Source organism: Flavobacterium sp. 1355 (assembly GCF_017833415.1).
GTDB lineage: Bacteria > Bacteroidota > Bacteroidia > Flavobacteriales > Flavobacteriaceae > Flavobacterium.
This window is the reverse complement of record NZ_JAFICC010000006.1, coordinates 243,215-264,711: the sequence shown is the minus strand read 5'-3', so window position 1 is coordinate 264,711 and position 21,497 is coordinate 243,215. Positions and strand designations below refer to the sequence as shown.

Annotated in this window: 16 protein-coding genes; all 16 read right to left on the bottom strand. The window is 34.3% G+C overall.

Translation table 11 applies throughout. The features are described from left to right. Positions 1-27 precede the first annotated feature (27 nt). Positions 28-477, bottom strand: coding sequence for a YMGG-like glycine zipper-containing protein (locus JOD96_RS09925; RefSeq protein WP_209564118.1), 450 nt, complete (start codon positions 475-477; stop codon positions 28-30). 136 nt (positions 478-613) lie between these two features. Then, positions 614-1,891: a kynureninase gene (gene kynU, locus JOD96_RS09920; RefSeq protein WP_209564117.1), complete on the bottom strand. Its 1,278-nt coding sequence runs from the start codon at positions 1,889-1,891 to the stop codon at positions 614-616. 176 nt (positions 1,892-2,067) lie between these two features. Next, positions 2,068-3,117 (bottom strand): tRNA preQ1(34) S-adenosylmethionine ribosyltransferase-isomerase QueA, encoded by a 1,050-nt coding sequence (gene queA, locus JOD96_RS09915; RefSeq protein ID WP_209564116.1) that lies wholly within the window; start codon positions 3,115-3,117, stop codon positions 2,068-2,070. A 345-nt stretch (positions 3,118-3,462) separates the two neighbouring features. Continuing rightward, positions 3,463-4,692: a 3-phosphoshikimate 1-carboxyvinyltransferase gene (gene aroA, locus JOD96_RS09910; protein WP_209564115.1), complete on the bottom strand. Its 1,230-nt coding sequence runs from the start codon at positions 4,690-4,692 to the stop codon at positions 3,463-3,465. Positions 4,693-4,791: 99 nt separating this feature from the next. Further along, the gene (locus JOD96_RS09905) at positions 4,792-5,118 is read right to left on the bottom strand and encodes a nucleotide pyrophosphohydrolase (protein ID WP_012022600.1); all 327 of its coding nucleotides are present in this window, start codon (positions 5,116-5,118) and stop codon (positions 4,792-4,794) included. A 2-nt stretch (positions 5,119-5,120) separates the two neighbouring features. Then, a complete protein-coding gene (locus JOD96_RS09900; RefSeq protein ID WP_209564114.1) occupies positions 5,121-7,112 on the bottom strand; it encodes a DUF3857 domain-containing protein in 1,992 nt (663 codons plus the stop codon). 3 nt (positions 7,113-7,115) lie between these two features. After that, entirely contained in the window at positions 7,116-9,137 is a 2,022-nt protein-coding gene (locus tag JOD96_RS09895; protein ID WP_209564113.1) for a transglutaminase-like domain-containing protein, read from the bottom strand. Between the two features lie 9 nt (positions 9,138-9,146). Continuing rightward, complete coding sequence (locus tag JOD96_RS09890; protein ID WP_209564112.1) at positions 9,147-11,054, bottom strand: DUF3857 domain-containing protein; 1,908 nt, start codon at positions 11,052-11,054, stop codon at positions 9,147-9,149. A gap of 64 nt (positions 11,055-11,118) precedes the next feature. Then, on the bottom strand, positions 11,119-11,571 hold the full coding sequence (gene dtd, locus JOD96_RS09885) for a D-aminoacyl-tRNA deacylase (protein WP_209564111.1): 453 nt from the start codon (positions 11,569-11,571) through the stop codon (positions 11,119-11,121). Between the two features lie 74 nt (positions 11,572-11,645). Further along, entirely contained in the window at positions 11,646-12,623 is a 978-nt protein-coding gene (rsgA, locus tag JOD96_RS09880) for a ribosome small subunit-dependent GTPase A (RefSeq protein WP_209564110.1), read from the bottom strand. A gap of 317 nt (positions 12,624-12,940) precedes the next feature. Next, positions 12,941-14,023, bottom strand: coding sequence for a bifunctional 3-deoxy-7-phosphoheptulonate synthase/chorismate mutase type II (locus JOD96_RS09875; protein ID WP_026983484.1), 1,083 nt, complete (start codon positions 14,021-14,023; stop codon positions 12,941-12,943). Positions 14,024-14,035: 12 nt separating this feature from the next. After that, positions 14,036-14,896 (bottom strand): prephenate dehydrogenase, encoded by an 861-nt coding sequence (locus JOD96_RS09870; protein WP_209564109.1) that lies wholly within the window; start codon positions 14,894-14,896, stop codon positions 14,036-14,038. 208 nt (positions 14,897-15,104) lie between these two features. Beyond that, a complete protein-coding gene (locus tag JOD96_RS09865; RefSeq protein ID WP_209564108.1) occupies positions 15,105-16,250 on the bottom strand; it encodes a pyridoxal phosphate-dependent aminotransferase in 1,146 nt (381 codons plus the stop codon). A gap of 80 nt (positions 16,251-16,330) precedes the next feature. Next, positions 16,331-17,167, bottom strand: coding sequence for a prephenate dehydratase (locus JOD96_RS09860; protein ID WP_209564107.1), 837 nt, complete (start codon positions 17,165-17,167; stop codon positions 16,331-16,333). Positions 17,168-17,688: 521 nt separating this feature from the next. Then, a complete protein-coding gene (locus JOD96_RS09855) occupies positions 17,689-20,079 on the bottom strand; it encodes a ribonucleoside-diphosphate reductase subunit alpha (protein WP_209564106.1) in 2,391 nt (796 codons plus the stop codon). Positions 20,080-20,344: 265 nt separating this feature from the next. Next, positions 20,345-21,322, bottom strand: a complete 978-nt coding sequence (locus tag JOD96_RS09850; RefSeq protein WP_209564105.1) for a ribonucleotide-diphosphate reductase subunit beta — start codon at positions 21,320-21,322, stop codon at positions 20,345-20,347. Between the last annotated feature and the right edge of the window lie 175 nt (positions 21,323-21,497).

Genomic DNA, 21,497 nt, shown 5'->3' with positions numbered 1-21,497 from the left:
GGTTTACTAATTCAAAATATTTTATGTTTATTCTTTTTTCTTATTGTTTTCGTCAATAACAGCACCTGTTCCAGTACCTAAAGCTGCTCCTGCAAGACCACCAATAATAGCACCTTCACCTTTTTTCTTACTGATAATAGCACCTGTCGCTGCTCCTACACCGGCTCCAATTACAGCACCTTTTGCTGTAGCACTCCATCCTTTTTTCTTGGCTGGTGCTGCAGTCGCAGTACCGTCATTTTGATGTACTACTACCACTTTTTGCTGAGCTGCTTGTTCCGCTGCTTTTTGTTGAGCTGCTTTTTGCTCTTCTAAAGCTGCCATTTCAACTTTCATTGAATCAATAATTCTTTGCTTATTAATTTCAACTTTCATTGAATCAATACTAGCTTGTTTTGCTTTATTTAATTCTTCTTTATTTTGATTCTGGCAAGAAATGATAGACAAGGCTGCGATAAATATATATAAGGCTTTCATGATTGTAGCTTTTAAAAAATTGTACACTACAAATTAAGTAATAAGAGACTTATAAGTTATTACAACATTTTTGTAAAAGGTTACAGAATTAAAATAATGACTCACAAATTAATTTATTAAAACCTGGACGTAGCAATTACTTTCCTAAAATTCCTTTTTTTAGAATCTGTCCAAAATCATACATATCTTCATAAGAGCAGTATAAAGGAACAGGAGCTAAACGAATAACATTGGGTTCACGCCAGTCAGTGATAACTCCGTTTTTCATTAAATATTCGAATAAGCTTCTTCCCTCTCCATGCAAAAAGACAGATAACTGAGAAGCCCTTTCTTTTGGATCTGAAGGTGTAATTATTTCAAAAGTACTGTCAACTTCATTGTCAATTTCGTGAAGAATAAATTCTAAATAGGCTGTAATGTGGTCTCTTTTGGCGATTAGGGCATCCATTCCAACTTCAGCAAACATTTCTACAGAAGCCAGATACGGTGCTAAAGAAAGTACAGGCAAATTACTGATTTGCCACCCTCCTGCTCCATGAACGGGATCAAAATTTGGCTCCATTTTAAAGCGACGTTCCTTATTATGTCCCCACCATCCAGCAAATCGTGGTAAGTCAGGATCGTTATGATGTCTTTCGTGGACAAAACATCCGGAAGCATTTCCTGGTCCCGAATTCATATATTTATAACTGCACCATGCAGCAAAATCTACATTCCAGTTATGAAGTTCTAATTTGATATTTCCTGCAGCATGTGCTAAATCCCAACCTACTTTTGCTCCGGCTTTTTGTCCGGCTGCGGTTATCGTTTTGATATCAAAAACCTGTCCGGTATAATAATTCACTCCGCCGATTAAGACCAAAGCAAGTTGATCACCAATTTCTTCAATTTTAGCCAGCACATCTTCAAGCCGAATATTGTGTTCGCCTTCGCGGCGTTTAATCTCAACAATTGCGTCTTCTGGCTTAAATCCATGAAAATGAACCTGGCTTTGAAACATATACTGATCGGAAGGAAAAGCTTTTTCTTCGCAAATAATTTTAAAGCGTTTTGCTGTTGGCCTGTAAAATGAAACCATAAGCAAATGAAGATTTACTGTCAAAGTATTCATTACAGTAACTTCTGATGGTAAAGCTCCAACAATTTTGCTCAAAGGTTCGGCAAATCTTTCCTGATAATCCCACCATGGTTTTTGTGCATAAAAATGACCTTCTACAGCAAGTTCTGCCCAGTCATTCATTATTTCATCTATATATGCTTTGGTACGTTTTGGCTGTAATCCTAAAGAATTTCCTGTGAAATAAATAACCCGTTTATCATTTACTTTCGGGAAAATAAATTGATCCTGATAATGATTTAAAGAATCTTGTGAATCAAGTTGTTTCGCAAATTCGCGCGTATTTTGAAAAGTCATTTTATTTTGTTTTGTCTGCTAAAATAACACCTTTTGAAATATAACGGTTAAATTTAACAATTAGCATTTTCTTGTTTCAGGTTTCAAGTTTCAAGTTTTAGAAAAACCCAAAACAAAAAAAACCTGCCATTACTGACAGGTTTCTTTATATGAATCAATTTACCTTTTGTAAATAATTAGATAATTAACATTGCATCTCCGTAAGAATAGAATTTATATTCTTCTTTGATTGCTTCATCGTATGCTCTTTTCATTAAATCATGACCACAGAAAGCAGAAATCATCATTAATAAAGTTGATTTTGGTGTGTGGAAGTTTGTAATCATACAGTTTGCAATACTAAAATCATGAGGAGGGAAAATAAATTTATTTGTCCAGCCTTCATAAGGATTCAGCGTATTCTGAGAAGAAACTGAACTTTCGATTGCACGCATTGAAGTGGTTCCAACAGCGCAAATGCGTTTTTTGTTTACTTTTGCAGCATTTACAATATCACAAGCTTCTTGTTTGATAATCAATTCTTCAGAGTCCATTTTGTGTTTAGACAAATCTTCAACCTCAACCGGATTGAAAGTTCCTAAACCAACATGTAAAGTAACCTCAGCAAAATTTACCCCTTTGATTTCTAATTTTTTCAAAAGATGTTTTGAGAAGTGCAAACCTGCAGTTGGTGCTGCTACAGCTCCTTCTTCTTTTGCATAAATAGTCTGGTATCTTTCTGCATCTTCAGCAGTAACCTCTCTATTGATATATTTTGGGATTGGAGTTTCTCCAAGCTCCGTTAATTTGTTTCTGAATTCTTCATAAGAACCATCGTATAAGAAACGTAAAGTTCTGCCACGAGAAGTTGTATTGTCAATTACCTCAGCTACTAAAGAATCGTCGTCTCCAAAATAAAGTTTGTTCCCAATACGAATTTTTCTGGCGGGATCTACCAAAACGTCCCAAAGACGCTGCTCAGAATTTAATTCCCTTAATAAGAAAACTTCAATTCTTGCTCCTGTTTTTTCTTTATTTCCATACAAACGTGCAGGGAAAACTTTTGTATTATTTAGAATTAGAACGTCACCGTCATCAAAATAGTTGATAACGTCTTTAAACATTTTATGTTCGATAGTTTGTTTTTGACGGTCAATTACCATTAAACGAGATTCATCTCTATTTTCTGCTGGAAACTCAGCTAAAAGTTCTTTCGGTAAATTGAAATTGAAGTGTGATAATTTCATATTTGAATTGTTGATTTTAGAGTGTAGATTTTAGATTTTTTTATCTAAAATGTTAAATCGGTTGCAAATATACGATTGTGAGATAGGCGTTGTCAAGTGTTTTGACGTTTATTTTCAAAAGCCCTTGATTTTGTGGGGATTCTCATTGTTTAAAAAACATATTATTTAAGTCAATTTTAACTTTTCAAACCGTAAAGAGATATAAGTCCCTATTAATTGGTTTTTAAATTTGACTAAAGCCAAAAAACTTATGCATAAAAAAACCTCTGGTTAAAACCAAAGGTTATGTTTTTGAATTTTTAGCCAGGAATTCAGATTTAATAAAATTCGTGGCTATTATTTTAATTACAATTCTGAAATTTGAAAGTTTAGCGCTTTTAAGTCGTTCCAGAAATCCGGGTATGATTTTGAAACTACTTCTGCATCATTAATAATTATCGGTACTTTGACCGCAAGTGGTGCAAATGCCATTGCCATACGATGATCGTTGTAAGTCGCGATATGTATATTATGATTAATGTTTTGAGAAGGCACTAAAGTCAGGCTATCATTTGTTACCGAAATATTTGCTCCCAATTTTGTAAGCTCGATTCTTAGTGCTTCAAGTCTGTCTGTTTCTTTAATTTTTAAAGTATGAAGTCCTGTCAAATGACATCCGATTCCTAAACCTAAACAAGTTACTACAATTGTCTGAGCGATATCGGGCGTATTGTTCAATTCAAAAGTTACATCTTGATAATTGAATCCGGCCACTTTTTCCAGAGTCATTTTATTGTTCTGAAAAGTCGTTTTCACTCCCATTTTCTCATAAAGAGAAACTAATTCTGAGTCTCCCTGCAAACTATTTTCCTTGTAACTGCTCAAAGTTATTTTTGCAGCATCTGCCAGCGCCACAAGACTAAAGAAATACGAAGCTGAACTCCAGTCAGATTCTACAATCATTTCTTTTGTTTTAACTGCTTCTTTTGGATAAACCTTAATTACATTTCCTTCAAAACTAGTCTGAATATCTAAATCCTTTAAAAGAGCCAAAGTCATTTTAATGTATGGAATAGAAGTAATTTCTCCTTCAAGGGTCAATTCTAAACCGTTCTCTAATTTTGAAGCTACTAATAAAAGTGCCGAAATATACTGGCTGCTCACATTGGCAGCTAAATTTACTTTTGAAGCTGTAACTTTTTTTCCTTTAATTTTTATAGGAGGATAACCTTCTTCTTTCAGGTATGAAATCTCAACCCCTAATTGTGCCAAAGCTTCTACTAAAATTTTAATTGGCCGCTCCTGCATTCTGCTTGAACCTGTCATTACAACTTCTCTGCCTTCATTCACAGCAAAATAAGCTGTTAGAAAACGCATAGCTGTTCCGGCGTGGTGGATATCAACAATTTCGTCATTTCCTGCAAGTGCTTTCTGCATTACTTCACTGTCATCTGAGTTTGAAGTATTGGCAAGAGTAATATTTGGAAATAACGCTTTTAACAACAATAAACGATTAGTTTCGCTTTTTGATCCTGTAATATTTAGTTGGGAATTATCAATAATGTATTGCGAATTCGTGCTTAATTTTAAATTCATGATATTAGTTATGTGTTGCAAATTATGAGTAACATAATTCGAACGCGCAATTTACCACTCCTCATTCATAATTCAAAATCAGGCTTTGATATTTCACAATTATTTCAATTTATCGTTGTTTTTATGACGATCTTTATCTCTGACAGATTTTAAATCCATTTTTTTATCAAAAGCTGCCTGTAAATCTATTCCCGTTTGGTTGGCCAGACATAACACAACAAAGACAACATCTGCCAGTTCTTCGCCCAGGTCTTTATTCTTATCACTTTCTTTTTCAGATTGCTCACCATAACGGCGCGCAATTATTCTCGCAACTTCCCCTACTTCTTCGGTAAGCTGCGCCATGTTTGTTAATTCATTAAAATAACGAACTCCGTGTTCTTTTATCCAGGTATCAACATCAAGTTGTGCGTTTTTCAAATCCATGATTATATTTTTTTAAGTACGATTTTTTCATTTTGGCTCACGATCATTTTTTGGAAGAGGTCTTTTAAACCATCATATTGATCTGCTGCAAAAATACTATTGTAAATTTCTTTTGAACAACTAATCTGAATTTTATTATCGACATTTGAGGTAATGAATGTAAAAACAATTTCTTTATTTTCTGATGAAATTCTGATTGACTTTGGCATGGATTCGACTGAATATCCTTCGGGGATTTCAATATTTAAGTTGAATTTTTCCTGCGAAGGATATCCAAAATAAATTGGATTTTGTCTTTTTTCCTGTGTAAAAGGATTTTTGCTTCTTGTGAAAAACAATAATGCATTGACTAACATTTTATCTCCGACAATTTCTGTTTGATTTTCTGATGTAAAAGAGTAAGATTCAGAAATGGGGTTTATCAAATTTGTTTTTCCATTTTCTATTTTATAATCTGTAATTTTTAGGTCTCCAAGCTGCTGTTCTAATTTTTCAAGATAGTTCTCTTCATTTTTACTGGCATTTTGAACTCGGAAATCATACGCATCATAATCTGTTTTCTGAATTCTGACCTTACCCTCCATTTTTCCTGAAACATCCATCTTAACCAGAATGTTTGAATAATCCCTGGACAGTGTTACAGGCATCAAATCAATTTCCTTCGAAGTTCCGTCAATCTTAATAAGTCTGCCTTTCCAGTTTAAAACATTTAAAGGCAAAATATTTGGAATCGTATATTTATGCGTTGCATCCAGCAGAATTTGTTTTCCGTCAATTTCTGCAGCAGCGATAACGTAATTAAAACCTGTTCTGGTAGGATAAGCAGGTACGCCGTTTTCTATTGTACTAACTAAAACCGGATTTGCTTCTATTCCTGCTAATTGCAGCATATTGATCAGGATAAAATTAATTTCTGCTACATTTCCTGTTTGGTCAAGATACGCCTTTTCAACCCCTTTTTCAGTATCATAATCATTAACTTCGTTCCAGTTCATTTTGTTTTGAACGAATTTAAAAATAATGTTTAATCTTTCATTTTGAGATTCAACATTTTGCAATAAACGTTTTACATCTTCTAATAAAAATTTCTTTACATTAAGCTCTTTTCCGAATTTATCATTTTTAAAAATATTTGTTGCAACACCTTCCCAGGTAACTGTAAAATCTTTGTCTGGTTTGTCGGTATAACGAATTCTTTCCAATTCATGCTGAATTGTGCCTTTGTAATTTTCAACATTACTAATATAGGGTTCATTTACTAAGGCCGGAATGTCTTTCCCTTTATAAACTGAATTAATTTGTCGGTATGAAAGTGAACTGGACTGATTGTGCTTGTTTTCATAAGTCTGATGTCCATTTACCAATTTAGCATCGGTTTCTATGGAATAACCACCTATCAAAATTGGTTTATAAATATACACTTCCGGGATTTCCATTTTATACTCAAAGTAATTTACCGGAATTTGATATTGAAACTCAAAATCAGGAAATCGAACAATATTTTCTGATTTTAAAATGTATTTGTATTCGATAATTGAACCTACTTTTACACTGGGTAATGTTATTGCTTTTTCGTTCCAGTATTTATTTATCTTTTTTTTAAAAGATCCCTGATTATCGAGTTTTGTTTTTACAATTTTTCCATTTTCGAGATTATAAGTGATCCCATCCGAAAATTCTAATCTGTCCTCACTTATATTTTCATACCCTATATAATATCGCACTTGCTGATTTGCCCAGCTTAACCCCTCTTTTTTATAAATTTTGATTTTAAATTCATAGACATGATTTGCTATAAAACCTTTATCTTCATTATAGGTAAAGAAAGTTCTTCCTTTTTTAAAAAGTATTGCAGCAGGCGCAGAAGTATCTTTTTGATTTACTTTTTCCTGTAATTCCAAAAGGGTTACTTTGCCTAATTCATAACTTTGTGCTTTTATTGAAAAAAAGTTCCAAACAAGAAAAAACAAAGTACCGATGATGCGTAATTTCATATTTTAGATTCTTTTCAGAACAATTTTTTCAGATTCTTTAGCAATCATTGTCTTGTAATATTCCTTTAGCATCTCATACTTTTCTGCAGAAACAATCGCCTCGTTTATTTGATGAACGATAGCCAGCTGAAGCGTATTCCCGCTTACGGCAATATTAAATTTAAAACTCCCTAGGTTATCCTCCATAGAAACTGCAGCCGGGGCAGGTAATGTTTCTACTGCAAATCCTTCTGGTATCTGAATCGTAATATTATATCTATCAGAAAACGGATATCCAAAATCTACGGGATATTCGCGAACATCTTGTTTAAACGAATTACTTGTATTGGCATAAAACAACATCGGATTAAGATATATTTTACCTCCTATTACTTCCGTTAAATTTTCCCCTCTGAAAGAATAAGTTTCTATGGCCGGCAATAAAATTTCTTTTTCATTTGTTCTGCTGTATTCGCTGATTTCAATTTTATTGTTTTTATTCTCAAGCTTTTCAAGATATGAATCTTCTTTAACCCCGTCGATGCTACTTCTGTAAGACATCGCATTATAATCTGTACATTGTTTTCGCGTTTTTCCGGAAACTTTACCGTCTGCATCTACAGCGTAACTCATAAAAATAATATCGTTAGATACTTTTTCCGGCATTAAATTTATTTCTTCTGAAGTTCCGTTTTTACGAATTAATCTTCCTGACCAGTTTAATGTTCTGAAAGGCAGAATATTTGGAACAGAAAATCTATCAGAGGCATCTAATAAAATATTACCGTTCTGAGTTTCTACAGCGGCAATCACATAATTGAAAGCTGTTCTGTTAGGAAAAATGGCAATTCCGTTGGAACGCGTACTAACCAACACAGGGTTTGCTTCTAAGCCAGAATAACGCAGCATGGCTGTAAGCATCAAATTGATATCACCAATATTTCCTGTTTTTTCTTTGTATGCTTTTTTGACTCCCAGATCGCAGTCATAACCATGGTAGCCGTTCCATTTTACGGTTGATTTTACATAGTTTAAAATAGCTAATATTTTTTCTTCTGGTGAATTTAGACCCGCCAAAATTGCCTTTACGTCATTTTCAAAATACCCTGTTTTATTTAATTCAGGACCAAAACTATCATAATCATAAATTGTTTTTACAACAGAATTCCAGTCTGTAGAAAACAATTTACTGGGCTGATTAGGGAATTTAACCATTGATAATTCGTGCTGCACGCTAGATGTATAATTATCAATATTATTTACAAAAGCTTCGTCTTTCATTGCCGGAAAATTTTCGGCAGTATAAGTTGTTTTAGTTTCCATATAATCTACTTTATCAGAAGAATAAGTAGTTGTTACTGCGCTAAACCCTCCGGAAGATTGTCTTTCTTTACTTAAAAAATTTATAGACTTGTTGTTTTTTTCACTCACTACTTTAGGAAAAACGTAACCCTTTTGTCTTGAGTTATAAACATAATATTCAGGGACGTACGTTGTAAATTCAGAAAAATTTACCGGAATACTGGTTTGAAAATCCCAATCCCTGATTTCTCTAAACTCAGATCTTATCAAATATCTAAATTCAATTACAGATCCTTCTTTTACATTAGGCATCGCTATTTTTTTTCTGCTTCTGTATTTGTTTATAGTCTCATCAAAAGTTCCGTCACTTTGAAGTTTTGTTTTCTCGATTTTACCGTTCACCAAATTAAATGTGTTTGCATCAGAAAACGAAACTTTTTCACGCCCGCCTGTTCCCGAATAGTATACAACTTCCTGGTTTGCCCAATTGTAACCGTCTTTTTTATAGATTTTTATTCTGGTTTCAACCTCAGTCAGTGTAACAAAAGCCCCATCAGTCTGATCGTATTCAATTCTGGATTTCCCTCTTTTGTATAAAATAGCAGCTGAAGCCGAAGAATCCTTAGGATGTACTTTTTCCTGTAGTTCTGCAATAGTTACTTTTCCAAGCTTAAATTCCTGGGCAGTAAGATTAAAAAATGAAAAGAAGAAAAAGAAAATAACTGGTAATTGATTAATTTTCATTGGTTTGAATTAATTCTTAGTTAATATAATTTTGGCGTTATCGTTTCTTGATATCTGCTCCATAAAAAGACGGTATTCATCATATTCCTTATTTGAATATTTTCCTTTATTTAAAAACATAGAGCGTTTGTAGGTCAGTTTATTATTTTCCTTTTTGATGATTTCGGTTTTGTACTCACCAAATTTTCCTTTCAATTCAAAATCTGAAGGTAAAAACTCAATTGTAAAACCTGACGGAAGGCTGATTTCGATTTCGTCTGTATCTAAATAACCGCGTTGGATCTGGAAAGGATTTTTCCTGTTTCTGATTCTTTTTATATTTGTGCCATTTTGATTGAATGCATCAACAGGAAAAATCATTTTATTAGCGGCAATCGAAGCATAATTTATTGCGCTGAGCTGCACATCTTCGGTAAAACGAATATTTTCCTTGTCATTTGTAAAAGTTATTTTTCCCAGTTTCAAATTATTGATATTATCCCAATAGTCTTTGTAGTGTGCTTCCTTTTCTGTAGGCTGTAAATGCTCCACTCTGGATTTTATACTATATTGAGTTCCCTCAGAAACTATAAAAATTGATCCCGAAAAATTTCCGTTTTCATCAATTGTATAACTTCCTTTGTCTTTTTGAGTATTTGTTTTGTCTTCATATATAGTAGTCCGGACAATTTCTCCTCCTTCTGGTTTTACTATCAGAACATCTCTGTCATCTGTAAAAATTCCCTGATAACCAAAAGGATCATCCTGACTTGTACATTCTAACCATGTGTATCCATTGTTTGTAGGGATAGACAAAATCATATGATTTCCCTGCATGGAAACAAAATCAGACTGAATGTTTGTTTTATAGGTATCTCCATATAAGATTGTATTGTATGACGGAACATCTACTGCTTGCAAAAGTGCTTTAGTATAGTTTGTCAATGCCTTACAATCTCCATATCCAAGACGATCAACATCTGTTGCAAGCATTGGTTTCCAGCCGCCTATACCGATCGCAATATTCACATACCTGGATTTTTTCTGAACATAGTCATAAATGATTTTTGCTTTTTTTACCGGATCTTTTTCATCGCCCACTAATGCTTTTATTTTCACTTTAGTTTCTTCCGGCAAGATTGTAGTCCCTGTCAAAATCTTTTCGCCATACCATTTCCCGAATGCTTCCCATGTGGTAGCCGTTCCGTCATAACCTTCCAAATGAAATTTTTCTAAGCCTAACATTACTTTAGGAAAAAGGTCTTTGTAAGACGGGCTATAATCCTCTTGCTTTTGAGCCGGAATATTAATTGCTACATAGGATAATTTTGTATCGCTGTCTTCCGTTTTTTTGATGTTGTAATCTGAAAACTGAAATTCTTTCTTTTTGAATCCAAGATTGTTTGGAAAGGTTACATTTAGGATACTTTTTTCTACGCCTAAATAATAACCTTGCAACGGAAACCACTGAGGAATAAATGCAGTATTTGAAGTTTCAACTTCATTATTATATATAATGGTAAAAGGATAGGAAATAGGAGTATAATCCAGAAATAAAACACGGCTATCTGAGAAAAGAGTACTTCCGCTTACAGCGCTTTGGTCTTTGAAATCTTTTCGTTTAATTTTTTTAATTTCATTACCAAAAGCATCGTAAACAACTGCTTCAATATTTTTTATCGTTGTGGTTTTGTCATAATGCTGATAAGCATCAATTTCACTCATTCCTTTTTCGTTCAGAACCGTTACAACTCTTTGTGCTTTAATATTCATGCTTCTTTGTGAGGCTATCACAATATCAACTTGGTTAAGTCGAACAACAGCATTGGCATTTTCCTTCAGAGTATCGTTAATTGAAGATATAGTATATTCGCTCTTTTGAGCAGAAGAAATAAGCGTAAAAAATAAAAAAAATAACGCAAAAAAAGGGCTTTTCATTTAGTAAGTAATTTCGTCAAATATATATTATTTTTAGAAATCCTTAACATATCTTTAAGAAATTTTATTCTCTATTTTTACTATCCATCAAAATGGTTACCGGACCATCATTTAACAGACTGACTTTCATGTCGGCACCAAAAATTCCGGTTTGAATTTTCTTTTGAAATTCTTTTTCTAAAGCTTTTACAAAATTTTCATACATCGGAATTGCAAACTCTGGTTTTGAAGCTTTTATATAAGAAGGACGGTTTCCTTTTTTTGTAGAAGCATGAAGTGTAAATTGACTTACTACAATTATATCGCCATCAATATCCTGAACCGAGCAGTTCATGACATCATTTTCATCGCTAAAAATCCTCATTTTAATGATTTTTCCAGCAAGCCATTCAATGTCTTCCTGAGTATCGGCATCTTCAATACCTACTAAAACTAATAATCCTTTTTGAATGTCTGCAGTTTTGTTTCCGTCAACAGTAACAGATGCTTGTGAAACTCTTTGAAGAACAACTTTCATTTATTTTTAAGCTTAAAGTTTTTAAAGTTTAAAGTCTATAAGTATCACTTTTGATTGACTTTCGTCTTATTTTTTTATTTCCTTGTTTCATCACTCGCCGCACGGTCTTCCCCGTAAGTATCCGTTCGATAATGCTCATCATCACCCTCGAGAATCTTAAGATAACTATTATAACGGGACCAGGCGATTTCGTCCCTTTCTAAAGCGGCTTTGATAGCACAATGCGGTTCTTCTTTATGCAGACAGTTGTTAAACTTGCATTGATCTTTCAGCTTGAAGAATTCCGGAAAATAACCGCTGATTTCTTCTTTTTCCATATCTACAATTCCGAAACCTTTTATTCCCGGAGTATCGATAATTTTTGCATTAAAAGACAAATCATACATTTCAGCAAAAGTAGTTGTATGCTGACCTTGTTTGCTGGCCTCTGAAATAGTTTTGGTTTTAAGATGCAGAGAAGGTTCCATCGCATTTACCAAAGTTGATTTCCCAACACCTGAATGTCCTGAGAACATACTTACTTTGCCAATCATCATTTCTTTTAGCTCGTCAATACCTTTCATTTCTGTTGAAGAAACACGAAGACATTTGTAACCAATTTGCTGATAGACATATTGCATATACAATTGATCTTCCAAAGTGGGCTCATCAAAAGTATCTATTTTATTAAAAACCAAAATAGTTTCAATGTTATAAGCCTCGGCAGTTACCAAAAAACGATCTATAAAGTTAAAGGTTGTTGGCGGATTATTAATCGTAATCAATAAAAAAACACGATCAATATTCGACGCAATAATATGCATTTGATGCGACAGGTTAACCGATTTACGAACAATATAATTCTTTCTTTCGTGAATATTAAAAATCGTTCCCGTAAGAGCATCTGAAGTTTCCTCAAGTTCGTAATCTACAATATCGCCCACAGCAATAGGATTGGTACTTTTAATACCTTTCATCCTAAACTTCCCTTTCATACGGCATTCTATAAAATCGCCTTTTTCAGATTTTACAGTGTACCAGCTTCCTGTAGATTTATATACGAGTCCTGTCATTCTTTAATTTTATATTGTTGTCCCGAAACTTCGGGATTAGATTTCAGATTCAAAACCGAAATCCTTACAAAGATAAATGAATAATTTTAAACATAGCTCACGGTTTCAACCGTGGTGATGATAAAGATTATAAATCCGTCTCCACGGTTGAAACCGTGGGCTATGTTATATAAAACAAAAATCCCCAAACACTTTTCTTCAAAGTGATGGGGATTTTAAAAAAACAATCATTTTTAATATATGATATAAGAAAATTAAATTTCACATTAGCAAAAGACTCAAATTTACTTATATCACTTATAATGGTTTAATTCCAATTATGCATTGAAGATTTTCTCCTGGTGACCAATACTTTCCTGGTGAATTGCTTTGAACATTCTCAGAACAAACTCTTCAGTAAGACCTTTTTTCTCACCTTCTAAAATCATTTTTCCTAAGATTTCATTCCAACGATTGTTTTGAAGAATCGCTACGTTTGCATCTTTTTTCACCTGCCCAATTTCGTCAGCAACTTTCATACGTTTTCCTAATAACTCTAATAAGTTAGCGTCCAAAACGTCGATGTTAGCTCTAAGTTTTGTCATTTTTGAACTGTACTCATCTGTAGTATCATCTGTTTTTCTGATTGTCAAATCTTTAATGATTTGTTTCAAAGCATCAGGAGTAACTTGCTGCGCAGCATCAGACCAGGCATTGTCCGGATCGTAGTGCGTTTCGATAATCATACCATCGTAGTTCAAATCTAAAGCTTCCTGTGTTACTTCGAAAATCATTTTACGATCTCCTGTAATGTGAGACGGATCGATGATTAATGGTAAATCAGGAAATTTATTTTGCAATTCGATAGCAATTTGCCATTCCGGAATATTTCTGTATTTTGTTTTTTCGTAAGTAGAGAAACCTCTGTGAATAACTCCCAATTTCTCAATTCCTGCCATATGTAAACGTTCAACACCACCTAACCATAAAGCTAAATCAGGGTTTACAGGGTTTTTAACCAAAACGATTTTATCAGTTCCTTTTAAAGTATCAGCAATTTCCTGAACTGCGAATGGATTTGCAGTTGTACGTGCACCAACCCATAAAACGTCGATATCATGTTCTAAAGCCAGTTTACAATGCGCTGCAGTAGCAACCTCAGTACCCATTAATAAACCAGTTTCTTTTTTAGCTTTTTGCAGCCATTTTAAACCAATTTCTCCAACACCTTCAAATCCTCCCGGACGCGTTCTTGGTTTCCAGATTCCGGCTCTGAATACACTAACTTTTGAATCTTTTAATTCGTGAGCAATTTTCAAAACCTGATCTTCCGTTTCTGCACTACAAGGTCCAGCTATCACAAGTGGGTGATTTAAATTGAAATCTTCTAACCACTTTCTCATTTCTTTCTTATTTTCCATCTTAATTCTAATTTACTTTTTAGTTGTTGTTAATCCGTTTAGTATTTCTTTTATTTTATTTGTGCTTTCCATTTCTTCAAAAATGGCGTTGTAATTATCTTCTTTTAGCAAATCCCTAAACCGGCTGAGATTTGAAATATATTCTTCTAAAGTTTCAATAACGTGTTCTTTGTTTTGTTTAAAAATCGGTGTCCACATTGCGGGAGAACTTTTTGCTAAACGAACCGTACTTTCAAATCCACTTCCCGCCATATCAAAAATATCCTGTTCATCTTTTTCTTTGTTCATCACCGTTTTTCCGAGCATAAATGAACTAATGTGCGACAAATGCGAAACATAAGCAATGTGTTTGTCGTGTGAAGTCGGGTCCATATATCGAATCCTCATACCGATTTCGCTAAAAAGCTGTAACGCCTTTTCCTGCAATTTAAAAGTGGTTTTTTCCACTTCGCAAATAATGTTTGTCTTTCCTTTAAACAAACCTCTTATCGCTGCTGAAGGTCCGGAAAATTCTGTTCCTGCAATTGGATGCGTGGCGATAAAATTTCTTCTTTTCGGATGACTGGCCACTGCATCGCAAATTGGTTTTTTAGTGGATCCGACTTCAAAAACAATTGTTTTGTCTCCAACCAAATCCAATACTTTTGGCAAAACAACCAGTGCCACATCAACAGGAACCGAAACAATTACAAAATCGGCTTCAGCCAAATCCTCAAAGTTCCCTGCCTGATCGATAACACCCAAGTCAATTGCTTCCTGCAAATGTTTTTCATTATTATCTATTCCAAAAATAGTCGAATCAGGATGTTTCTCTTTGATGTCCAGCACCATCGAACCGCCTATTAACCCTATTCCTATTACGTATACTTTCATATTTATTTTTATTTGAAGCTGATACCTGCTATCCGCTGTATCTTTTATGGTGACCCCACCATAAAAGGATGCCGCTTCTATCAGGGCTAGAGCCTCTCGTTTTCATAAGAGCTTTACATCTCCTGCAAGGTTTTCAAAACCTTGTAGGTGTTTTATATTAAGACCTTCAAACTCATACCTACAAGGTTTTGAAAACCTTGCAGGAAATCTAAAATCTGTCGATCGCCTCTTGTACTTTTTCTTCTTTCACACACAACGAGAATCTGATATATCCTTCGCCATTACTTCCGAAGATTGTTCCCGGTGTGATAAAAATATGTTTCTCGTATAATATTTCGTCAATGAACTTTTCTGCTGATTCGATTCCTTCCGGCAATTTTGCCCAAACAAAAAGTCCAACTCCATCCTTATAAACTTCGCAGCCTAATTTTTCTGCAAGCTTTTCGGTCAATTCACGACGGCGTCTGTAAATTTTGTTCTGATCTTCGAACCATGATTTATCACAATTCAAGGCTGCAACTGCACCTTTTTGAATTCCGTAATACATTCCGCTGTCCATGTTGCTTTTTACTTTCAGGACTGCATCGATAATTTCCGGATTTCCTAAAACCATTCCAACTCTCCAGCCTGCCATGTTGAAGGTTTTGCTTAATGAATTCAATTCCAGAGCCACTTCTTTAGCTCCCTCAATCTGCAACAAACTCATCGGATTATCATTCAAAACAAAACTATACGGATTATCGTTTACCAATAATATGTTGTGTTTTTTAGCAAAAGCAACCAATTTTTCAAATAACGCTAAACTTCCTCTCGCTCCTGTTGGCATGTGCGGATAACCCAGCCACATTATTTTTACTTTCGAAAGATCCAGTTTTTCCAAAGCTGCAAAATCCGGTTCCCATGCATTTGCTTCTTTCAGATCATAATAAGCCGGAACAGCTCCTACCAAATTGGTTACCGACGTATAAGTTGGATACCCCGGATTTGGAATTAAAACGTGATCGCCTTCATTTAAAAAAGCCAACGAAATATGCATAATTCCTTCTTTCGAACCCATCAAAGGCAAAATCTCATTATTCGGATTTAATGCAACACCAAATTGATTCTGATAAAAATCTGCCATTCCCTTTCTCAATTCCGGCAATCCCTGATAACTCTGATAACCATGCCCGTTTTCATCCTGAATTGCCGCGGTAACCGCTTCAATTACTGCTTTCGACGGACTCAAATCAGGGCTTCCGATTCCCATATTGATGATAGATTTCCCCTCAGACTGCAGCTGACGTACTTCTCTCAATTTTGAGGAGAAGTAGTATTCTTCAACTGTATCTAATCTTTTTGCTGTTGTAATCATTTTTTCTAATTTTTGCTTTACGCTTTAGGCCGTAAGCTTTAAGCATTCTTCTTAAACTTCTAACTTTTAACAAATAACCTCTAACCTATGTAAGGTTTAGTATTTTTATATTCTCCTAAAACCTTAAAATATTCTGCCATTATATTTAATAACGTTTTGGCTTTTGCAAAATCTTCGTATTTCTCAAATGTTACATCTACGAAAAACGAATATTTCCAGGGCGTTTCAATTTTCGGAAGCGACTGAATCTTTGTTAAATTCAGTTTGCAGTCGCTCATTACATTTAAAACTGCTGCTAAACTTCCTCTTTTATGATCTAATTCAAATTTAATTGAAGCTCTGTTAATTTCGCTTTCCGGTAAAAATGAATTCTGTTTTTTAATAATTACAAAACGAGTCATGTTGTTTTTGATCGTTTGAATCTCTGGAGCGATAATTTCTAAATCATACATTTCAGAAGCCGTTCTGCTTGCAATTGCGGCGATTCCTGTCAATTGTTTTTCCTGAATTCTTCTGGCAGTTTCGGCTGTATCTTTATCTTCAACCAATTTGATGTTCGGATATTGCTTCAGAAAATCCATACATTGCAATAGTGCCATTGGGTGCGAATGAACTTCTTTTATATCTTCAATTTTCTGACCTTTTAAAGTCATTAAATTTTGGTGAATGCTCAAATAATGCTCTCCAATAATGTGTAAATTATTCTTGTCAATCAATGCATAATTCGGAATAATTGGTCCTGCAATCGAATTTTCAATCGCCATTACTGCCTGATCCGATTTTCCCGAAATCAGACTGTCGATCAATTCTTCAAAAGACAAACATTCATCAATAACCACATTTTCAGAGAAATACTCCTTAACCACCTGATGATGAAAAGAACCTTTTATACCTTGTATTGCAATTTTAGTTGTCATATATTCAAAAAAAAATCCTGATTTGCATCAGGATTGTATATTAGTTTTATTTGTCTTTTATATTTTTCAAATAACCATAGCACAATCCTCACTTCTACTAAAGAAGAAATAAAAAGAGTTGCTAAAATAAAAACGGTTAGTTGCCATTTTGTTTGTGTTATTATTTAAATTCTCTGCGAATGTATAAATTATTTTTACCGCACCAAAAAAAATATTGCATTTTATGAAACAAAAAAGGATTTCTTAACAAATTGCCTTGCTTTTGTATGATATTGCAAAAAAATGGGGGTGAAAATGTGATTTGGAGAAAAAGGTTCTGAGGTTGAAATACTACGATTCTCCTTTCTTTGGTCTTTACACAAATAAAGCAATCTCATCTCGTAAATCAAATTCGTAAATCCATTTTAGTGTGATTGCTTCGTTCCTCGCTAAGACTTGAACACAAAAAAAGCAGCTATCATTACAATAACTGCTTTCTATTTTCTAAAAATCTAAAATCTTAGATCTGAACTCTAAAATTATTAAGACCCACACATTTCACAATCCTCAGGATCTGCCGCTTGAGCTTTCAAAAGCATTGCTTTATAATCCTCAACACTGATTTCTTCGGTTGCTGCAACTAATGTTGGTGTTTCTTCTTTTTTATCATTGTTTAACGTGAATTTAATCGCATCAACGGCCGATTTCGTTCTTAGGTAATACATTCCTGTTTTTAAACCTGATTGCCAAGCGTAGAAGTGCATTGACGTAAGTTTAGAATAGTTTGCATCTTGCATGAACAAGTTCAATGATTGCGATTGATCAATGAAATAACCTCTTTGACGAGACATATCGATAATATCCTTCATCGACATTTCCCAAACTGTTTTATACAATTCTTTCAGGTCTTGTGGAATCACATCAATATTTTGAACAGATCCGTTATGACGCATGATTTCTTGTTTCAAAGTCTCATTCCACAAACCTCTTTCTACTAAATCATGAAGTAAGTGTTTGTTTACTACAATGAACTCCCCAGACAGTACACGACGTGTGTAAATGTTTGATGTATATGGTTCAAAAGCTTCGTTGTTTCCAAGAATTTGCGAAGTCGAAGCAGTTGGCATTGGCGCCACTAATAATGAGTTACGAACTCCGTGTTCCATTACTTCTTTTCTTAATGAAGCCCAGTCCCAACGACCAGATAATTCTTCATCTTTCATTCCCCACATATTGTATTGAAATTCTCCTTTAGACATTGGAGATCCTTCAAATGTAGAATATGGCCCTTCTTCTTTTGCCATTTCCATAGAAGCGGTTACGGCTGCGAAGTATAATGTTTCGAAAATTTCCTGATTTAAGGTTTTTGCTTCATCACTTGTAAAAGGCATACGCAACATGATGAAAGCGTCTGCCAAACCTTGCACACCCAATCCTACCGGACGGTGACGCATATTTGAGTTTTCTGCTTCTTTTACAGGATAGTAGTTTCTGTCGATTACTTTGTTCAGGTTGCGGGTTACACGTTTTGTAACATTGTAAAGTGCTTCGTGATCAAATTTTCCGTTTTCAATAAACATTGGCAATGAAATAGAAGCCAGGTTACAAACCGCAATTTCATCTTTAGAAGTATACTCCATAATCTCTGTACACAAGTTTGATGAACGAATTGTTCCTAAATTTTTGTGGTTCGATTTACGGTTTGCTGCATCTTTGTACAACATATAAGGTGTTCCGGTTTCGATTTGTGACTCCAGGATTTTCTCCCATAATTCACGTGCACGAATGGTTTTTCTGCCTTTTCCTCTAAATTCATAATCGGTATACATTGCTTCGAATTCTTCTCCGTAAACATCATATAGACCAGGACATTCGTTAGGACACATTAAAGTCCATGTTGAATCTTCCTGAACACGTTTCATGAATAAATCTGAAGTCCACATCGCGAAGAATAAATCTCTTGCACGCATTTCTTCTTTTCCTGTATTTTTCTTTAAATCCAAAAATTCGAAGATATCAGCATGCCAGGTTTCGATGTAAATCGCAAAACTACCTTTACGTTTTCCACCACCCTGATCTACGTATCGAGCCGTATCGTTAAACACTCTCAACATTGGTACGATTCCGTTTGAAGTTCCGTTTGTACCACGGATGTAAGATCCCGTCGCACGAACGTTATGAATAGAAAGACCAATTCCTCCCGCTGACTGCGAGATTTTAGCCGTTTGTTTTAATGTATCATAAATACCATCAATACTATCATCCTGCATTGCCAAAAGGAAACAAGAAGACATTTGAGGTTTTGGAGTTCCGGCATTAAACAACGTTGGCGTTGCATGCGTAAAGAACTTTTTAGACATTAAATCGTAAGTTTCGATTACTGATTTTAAATCGTCTAAGTGAATACCAACAGAAACACGCATCAACATATGTTGTGGTCTTTCTACGATTTTTCCGTTGATTTTCAATAAATACGAACGCTCCAAAGTTTTGAAACCAAAGTAATCGTAATTAAAGTCTCTTGTATAAATGATATGAGAATCTAAGAAAGCTGCGTTTTCCTGAATTACTTTAAATACTTCATCCGAAAGCAATGGCGCATCCTGACCATTTCTTGGATTTACGTAATGGTACATATCTTTCATCGTCTCAGAAAACGACTTTTTAGTATTAGAGTGTAAGTTTGAAATTGCCACACGAGCTGCCAATTGTGCATAATCAGGATGCGCAATAGTCATAGAAGCCGCTGTTTCTGCTGCAAGATTATCAAGTTCAGATGTAGAAACTCCGTCATACAATCCTTCGATAACTCTCATCGCTACCTTAACAGGATCTACGAGTTCATTTAACCCGTAACACAATTTTTTGATTCTTTCTGTAATCTTATCAAACATTACGGGCTCTTTGTGGCCATCTCTTTTTACTACATACATAAGCTTACTATTTTTTGGTTTATTGAAAAAATGAAAGTCTCTTAGAAAACGAATTCCAGTACTTAAACATTGCGTATTTTTAAATTATTTTTTGAGAATTACAGCATTCTCAATAGCTGCCCTATTCCAATCTGAAATCAGACCGAAAAAGCGTTGAAAATTATTGAATCTGCGATTTGGGAAAAGAGATTCTAAAATGTTTTGTTATAAAATTGTAATTTTAATTAATGTTCATTTGGGGTAAAACACTAAACTATTTTGTTGTCTAAAAATCTGCATCGAATGAAATTTTCTGAGCATCACTATCGGTGTTCATTACACCAGATTTTTGATATTCTGCAACACGTTTTTCAAAGAAATTAGTTTTTCCCTGAAGAGAAATCATATCCATGAAATCAAATGGATTCGCTGATCCATAAACACGCTCACAACCTAATTCTACTAAAAGCCTGTCAGCAACAAACTCCAGGTATTGTGTCATTAAAGTTGCATTCATACCTATTAAACTTACCGGAAGGGATTCTGTAACAAATTCTCTTTCAATATTTAAGGCATCTACAATAATTTCTTTAATTCTTTCTTTTGATACTTTGTTTACCAAATGATGATTGTGCAGGTGTACTGCAAAATCACAATGTACACCTTCGTCACGAGAAATCAACTCGTTAGAAAAAGTTAAGCCTGGCATTAAACCACGTTTTTTCAACCAGTAAATGGAACAGAAAGCACCAGAGAAAAAGATTCCTTCAACGGCAGCAAAAGCAATTAATCTTTCGGCAAATGAATCAGACTCAATCCATTTTAAAGCCCATTCTGCTTTTTTGCCAATAGCAGGAAAAACTTCCAAAGCGTTGAACAATTCTGCTTTTTCAGCTTCATCTTTTACGTAAGTATCAATCAATAATGAATATGTTTCACTATGAATGTTTTCCATCATGATTTGAAATCCGTAAAAAAACTTCGCTTCAGCATATTGCACTTCGTTTACGAAGTTTTCAGCAAGATTTTCATTTACGATTCCGTCAGAAGCAGCAAAAAACGCAAGAATGTGTTTAATGAAATATCTTTCGTCATCATTTAACTTATTGTTCCAGTCTGTTAAATCCTGATGCAAATCGATTTCTTCTGCAGTCCAAAAACTAGCTTCCATCTTCTTATACCATTCCCAAATATCATGATGTTTGATAGGAAAAATAACGAAACGGTTCTTGTTTTCTTGTAAAATTGGTTCGACTTGCGACATGGCTTTTATGTTTAATTTTTTTACTGATTTTTTGCTTTTTCAGGGTAGTACAAAGATTGTCATTTGTTGCCAAAAATGAAAGCCAAACTTATTCACAATTTGACGTAGTTTTTAACAACGGGGAAAAAGTGGTCAATTTTTCAGACAATAATTAAAATACTGTAAATGAGCATTT

Coding starts and splice junctions, on each gene's coding strand:
- JOD96_RS09925 (WP_209564118.1), bottom strand. CDS start 477: ATGAAAGCCTTATATATATTTATCGCAGCCTTGTCTATCATTTCTTGC.
- kynU (WP_209564117.1), bottom strand. CDS start 1,891: ATGACTTTTCAAAATACGCGCGAATTTGCGAAACAACTTGATTCACAA.
- queA (WP_209564116.1), bottom strand. CDS start 3,117: ATGAAATTATCACACTTCAATTTCAATTTACCGAAAGAACTTTTAGCT.
- aroA (WP_209564115.1), bottom strand. CDS start 4,692: ATGAATTTAAAATTAAGCACGAATTCGCAATACATTATTGATAATTCC.
- JOD96_RS09905 (WP_012022600.1), bottom strand. CDS start 5,118: ATGGATTTGAAAAACGCACAACTTGATGTTGATACCTGGATAAAAGAA.
- JOD96_RS09900 (WP_209564114.1), bottom strand. CDS start 7,112: ATGAAATTACGCATCATCGGTACTTTGTTTTTTCTTGTTTGGAACTTT.
- JOD96_RS09895 (WP_209564113.1), bottom strand. CDS start 9,137: ATGAAAATTAATCAATTACCAGTTATTTTCTTTTTCTTCTTTTCATTT.
- JOD96_RS09890 (WP_209564112.1), bottom strand. CDS start 11,054: ATGAAAAGCCCTTTTTTTGCGTTATTTTTTTTATTTTTTACGCTTATT.
- dtd (WP_209564111.1), bottom strand. CDS start 11,571: ATGAAAGTTGTTCTTCAAAGAGTTTCACAAGCATCTGTTACTGTTGAC.
- rsgA (WP_209564110.1), bottom strand. CDS start 12,623: ATGACAGGACTCGTATATAAATCTACAGGAAGCTGGTACACTGTAAAA.
- JOD96_RS09875 (WP_026983484.1), bottom strand. CDS start 14,023: ATGGAAAATAAGAAAGAAATGAGAAAGTGGTTAGAAGATTTCAATTTA.
- JOD96_RS09870 (WP_209564109.1), bottom strand. CDS start 14,896: ATGAAAGTATACGTAATAGGAATAGGGTTAATAGGCGGTTCGATGGTG.
- JOD96_RS09865 (WP_209564108.1), bottom strand. CDS start 16,250: ATGATTACAACAGCAAAAAGATTAGATACAGTTGAAGAATACTACTTC.
- JOD96_RS09860 (WP_209564107.1), bottom strand. CDS start 17,167: ATGACAACTAAAATTGCAATACAAGGTATAAAAGGTTCTTTTCATCAT.
- JOD96_RS09855 (WP_209564106.1), bottom strand. CDS start 20,079: ATGTATGTAGTAAAAAGAGATGGCCACAAAGAGCCCGTAATGTTTGAT.
- JOD96_RS09850 (WP_209564105.1), bottom strand. CDS start 21,322: ATGTCGCAAGTCGAACCAATTTTACAAGAAAACAAGAACCGTTTCGTT.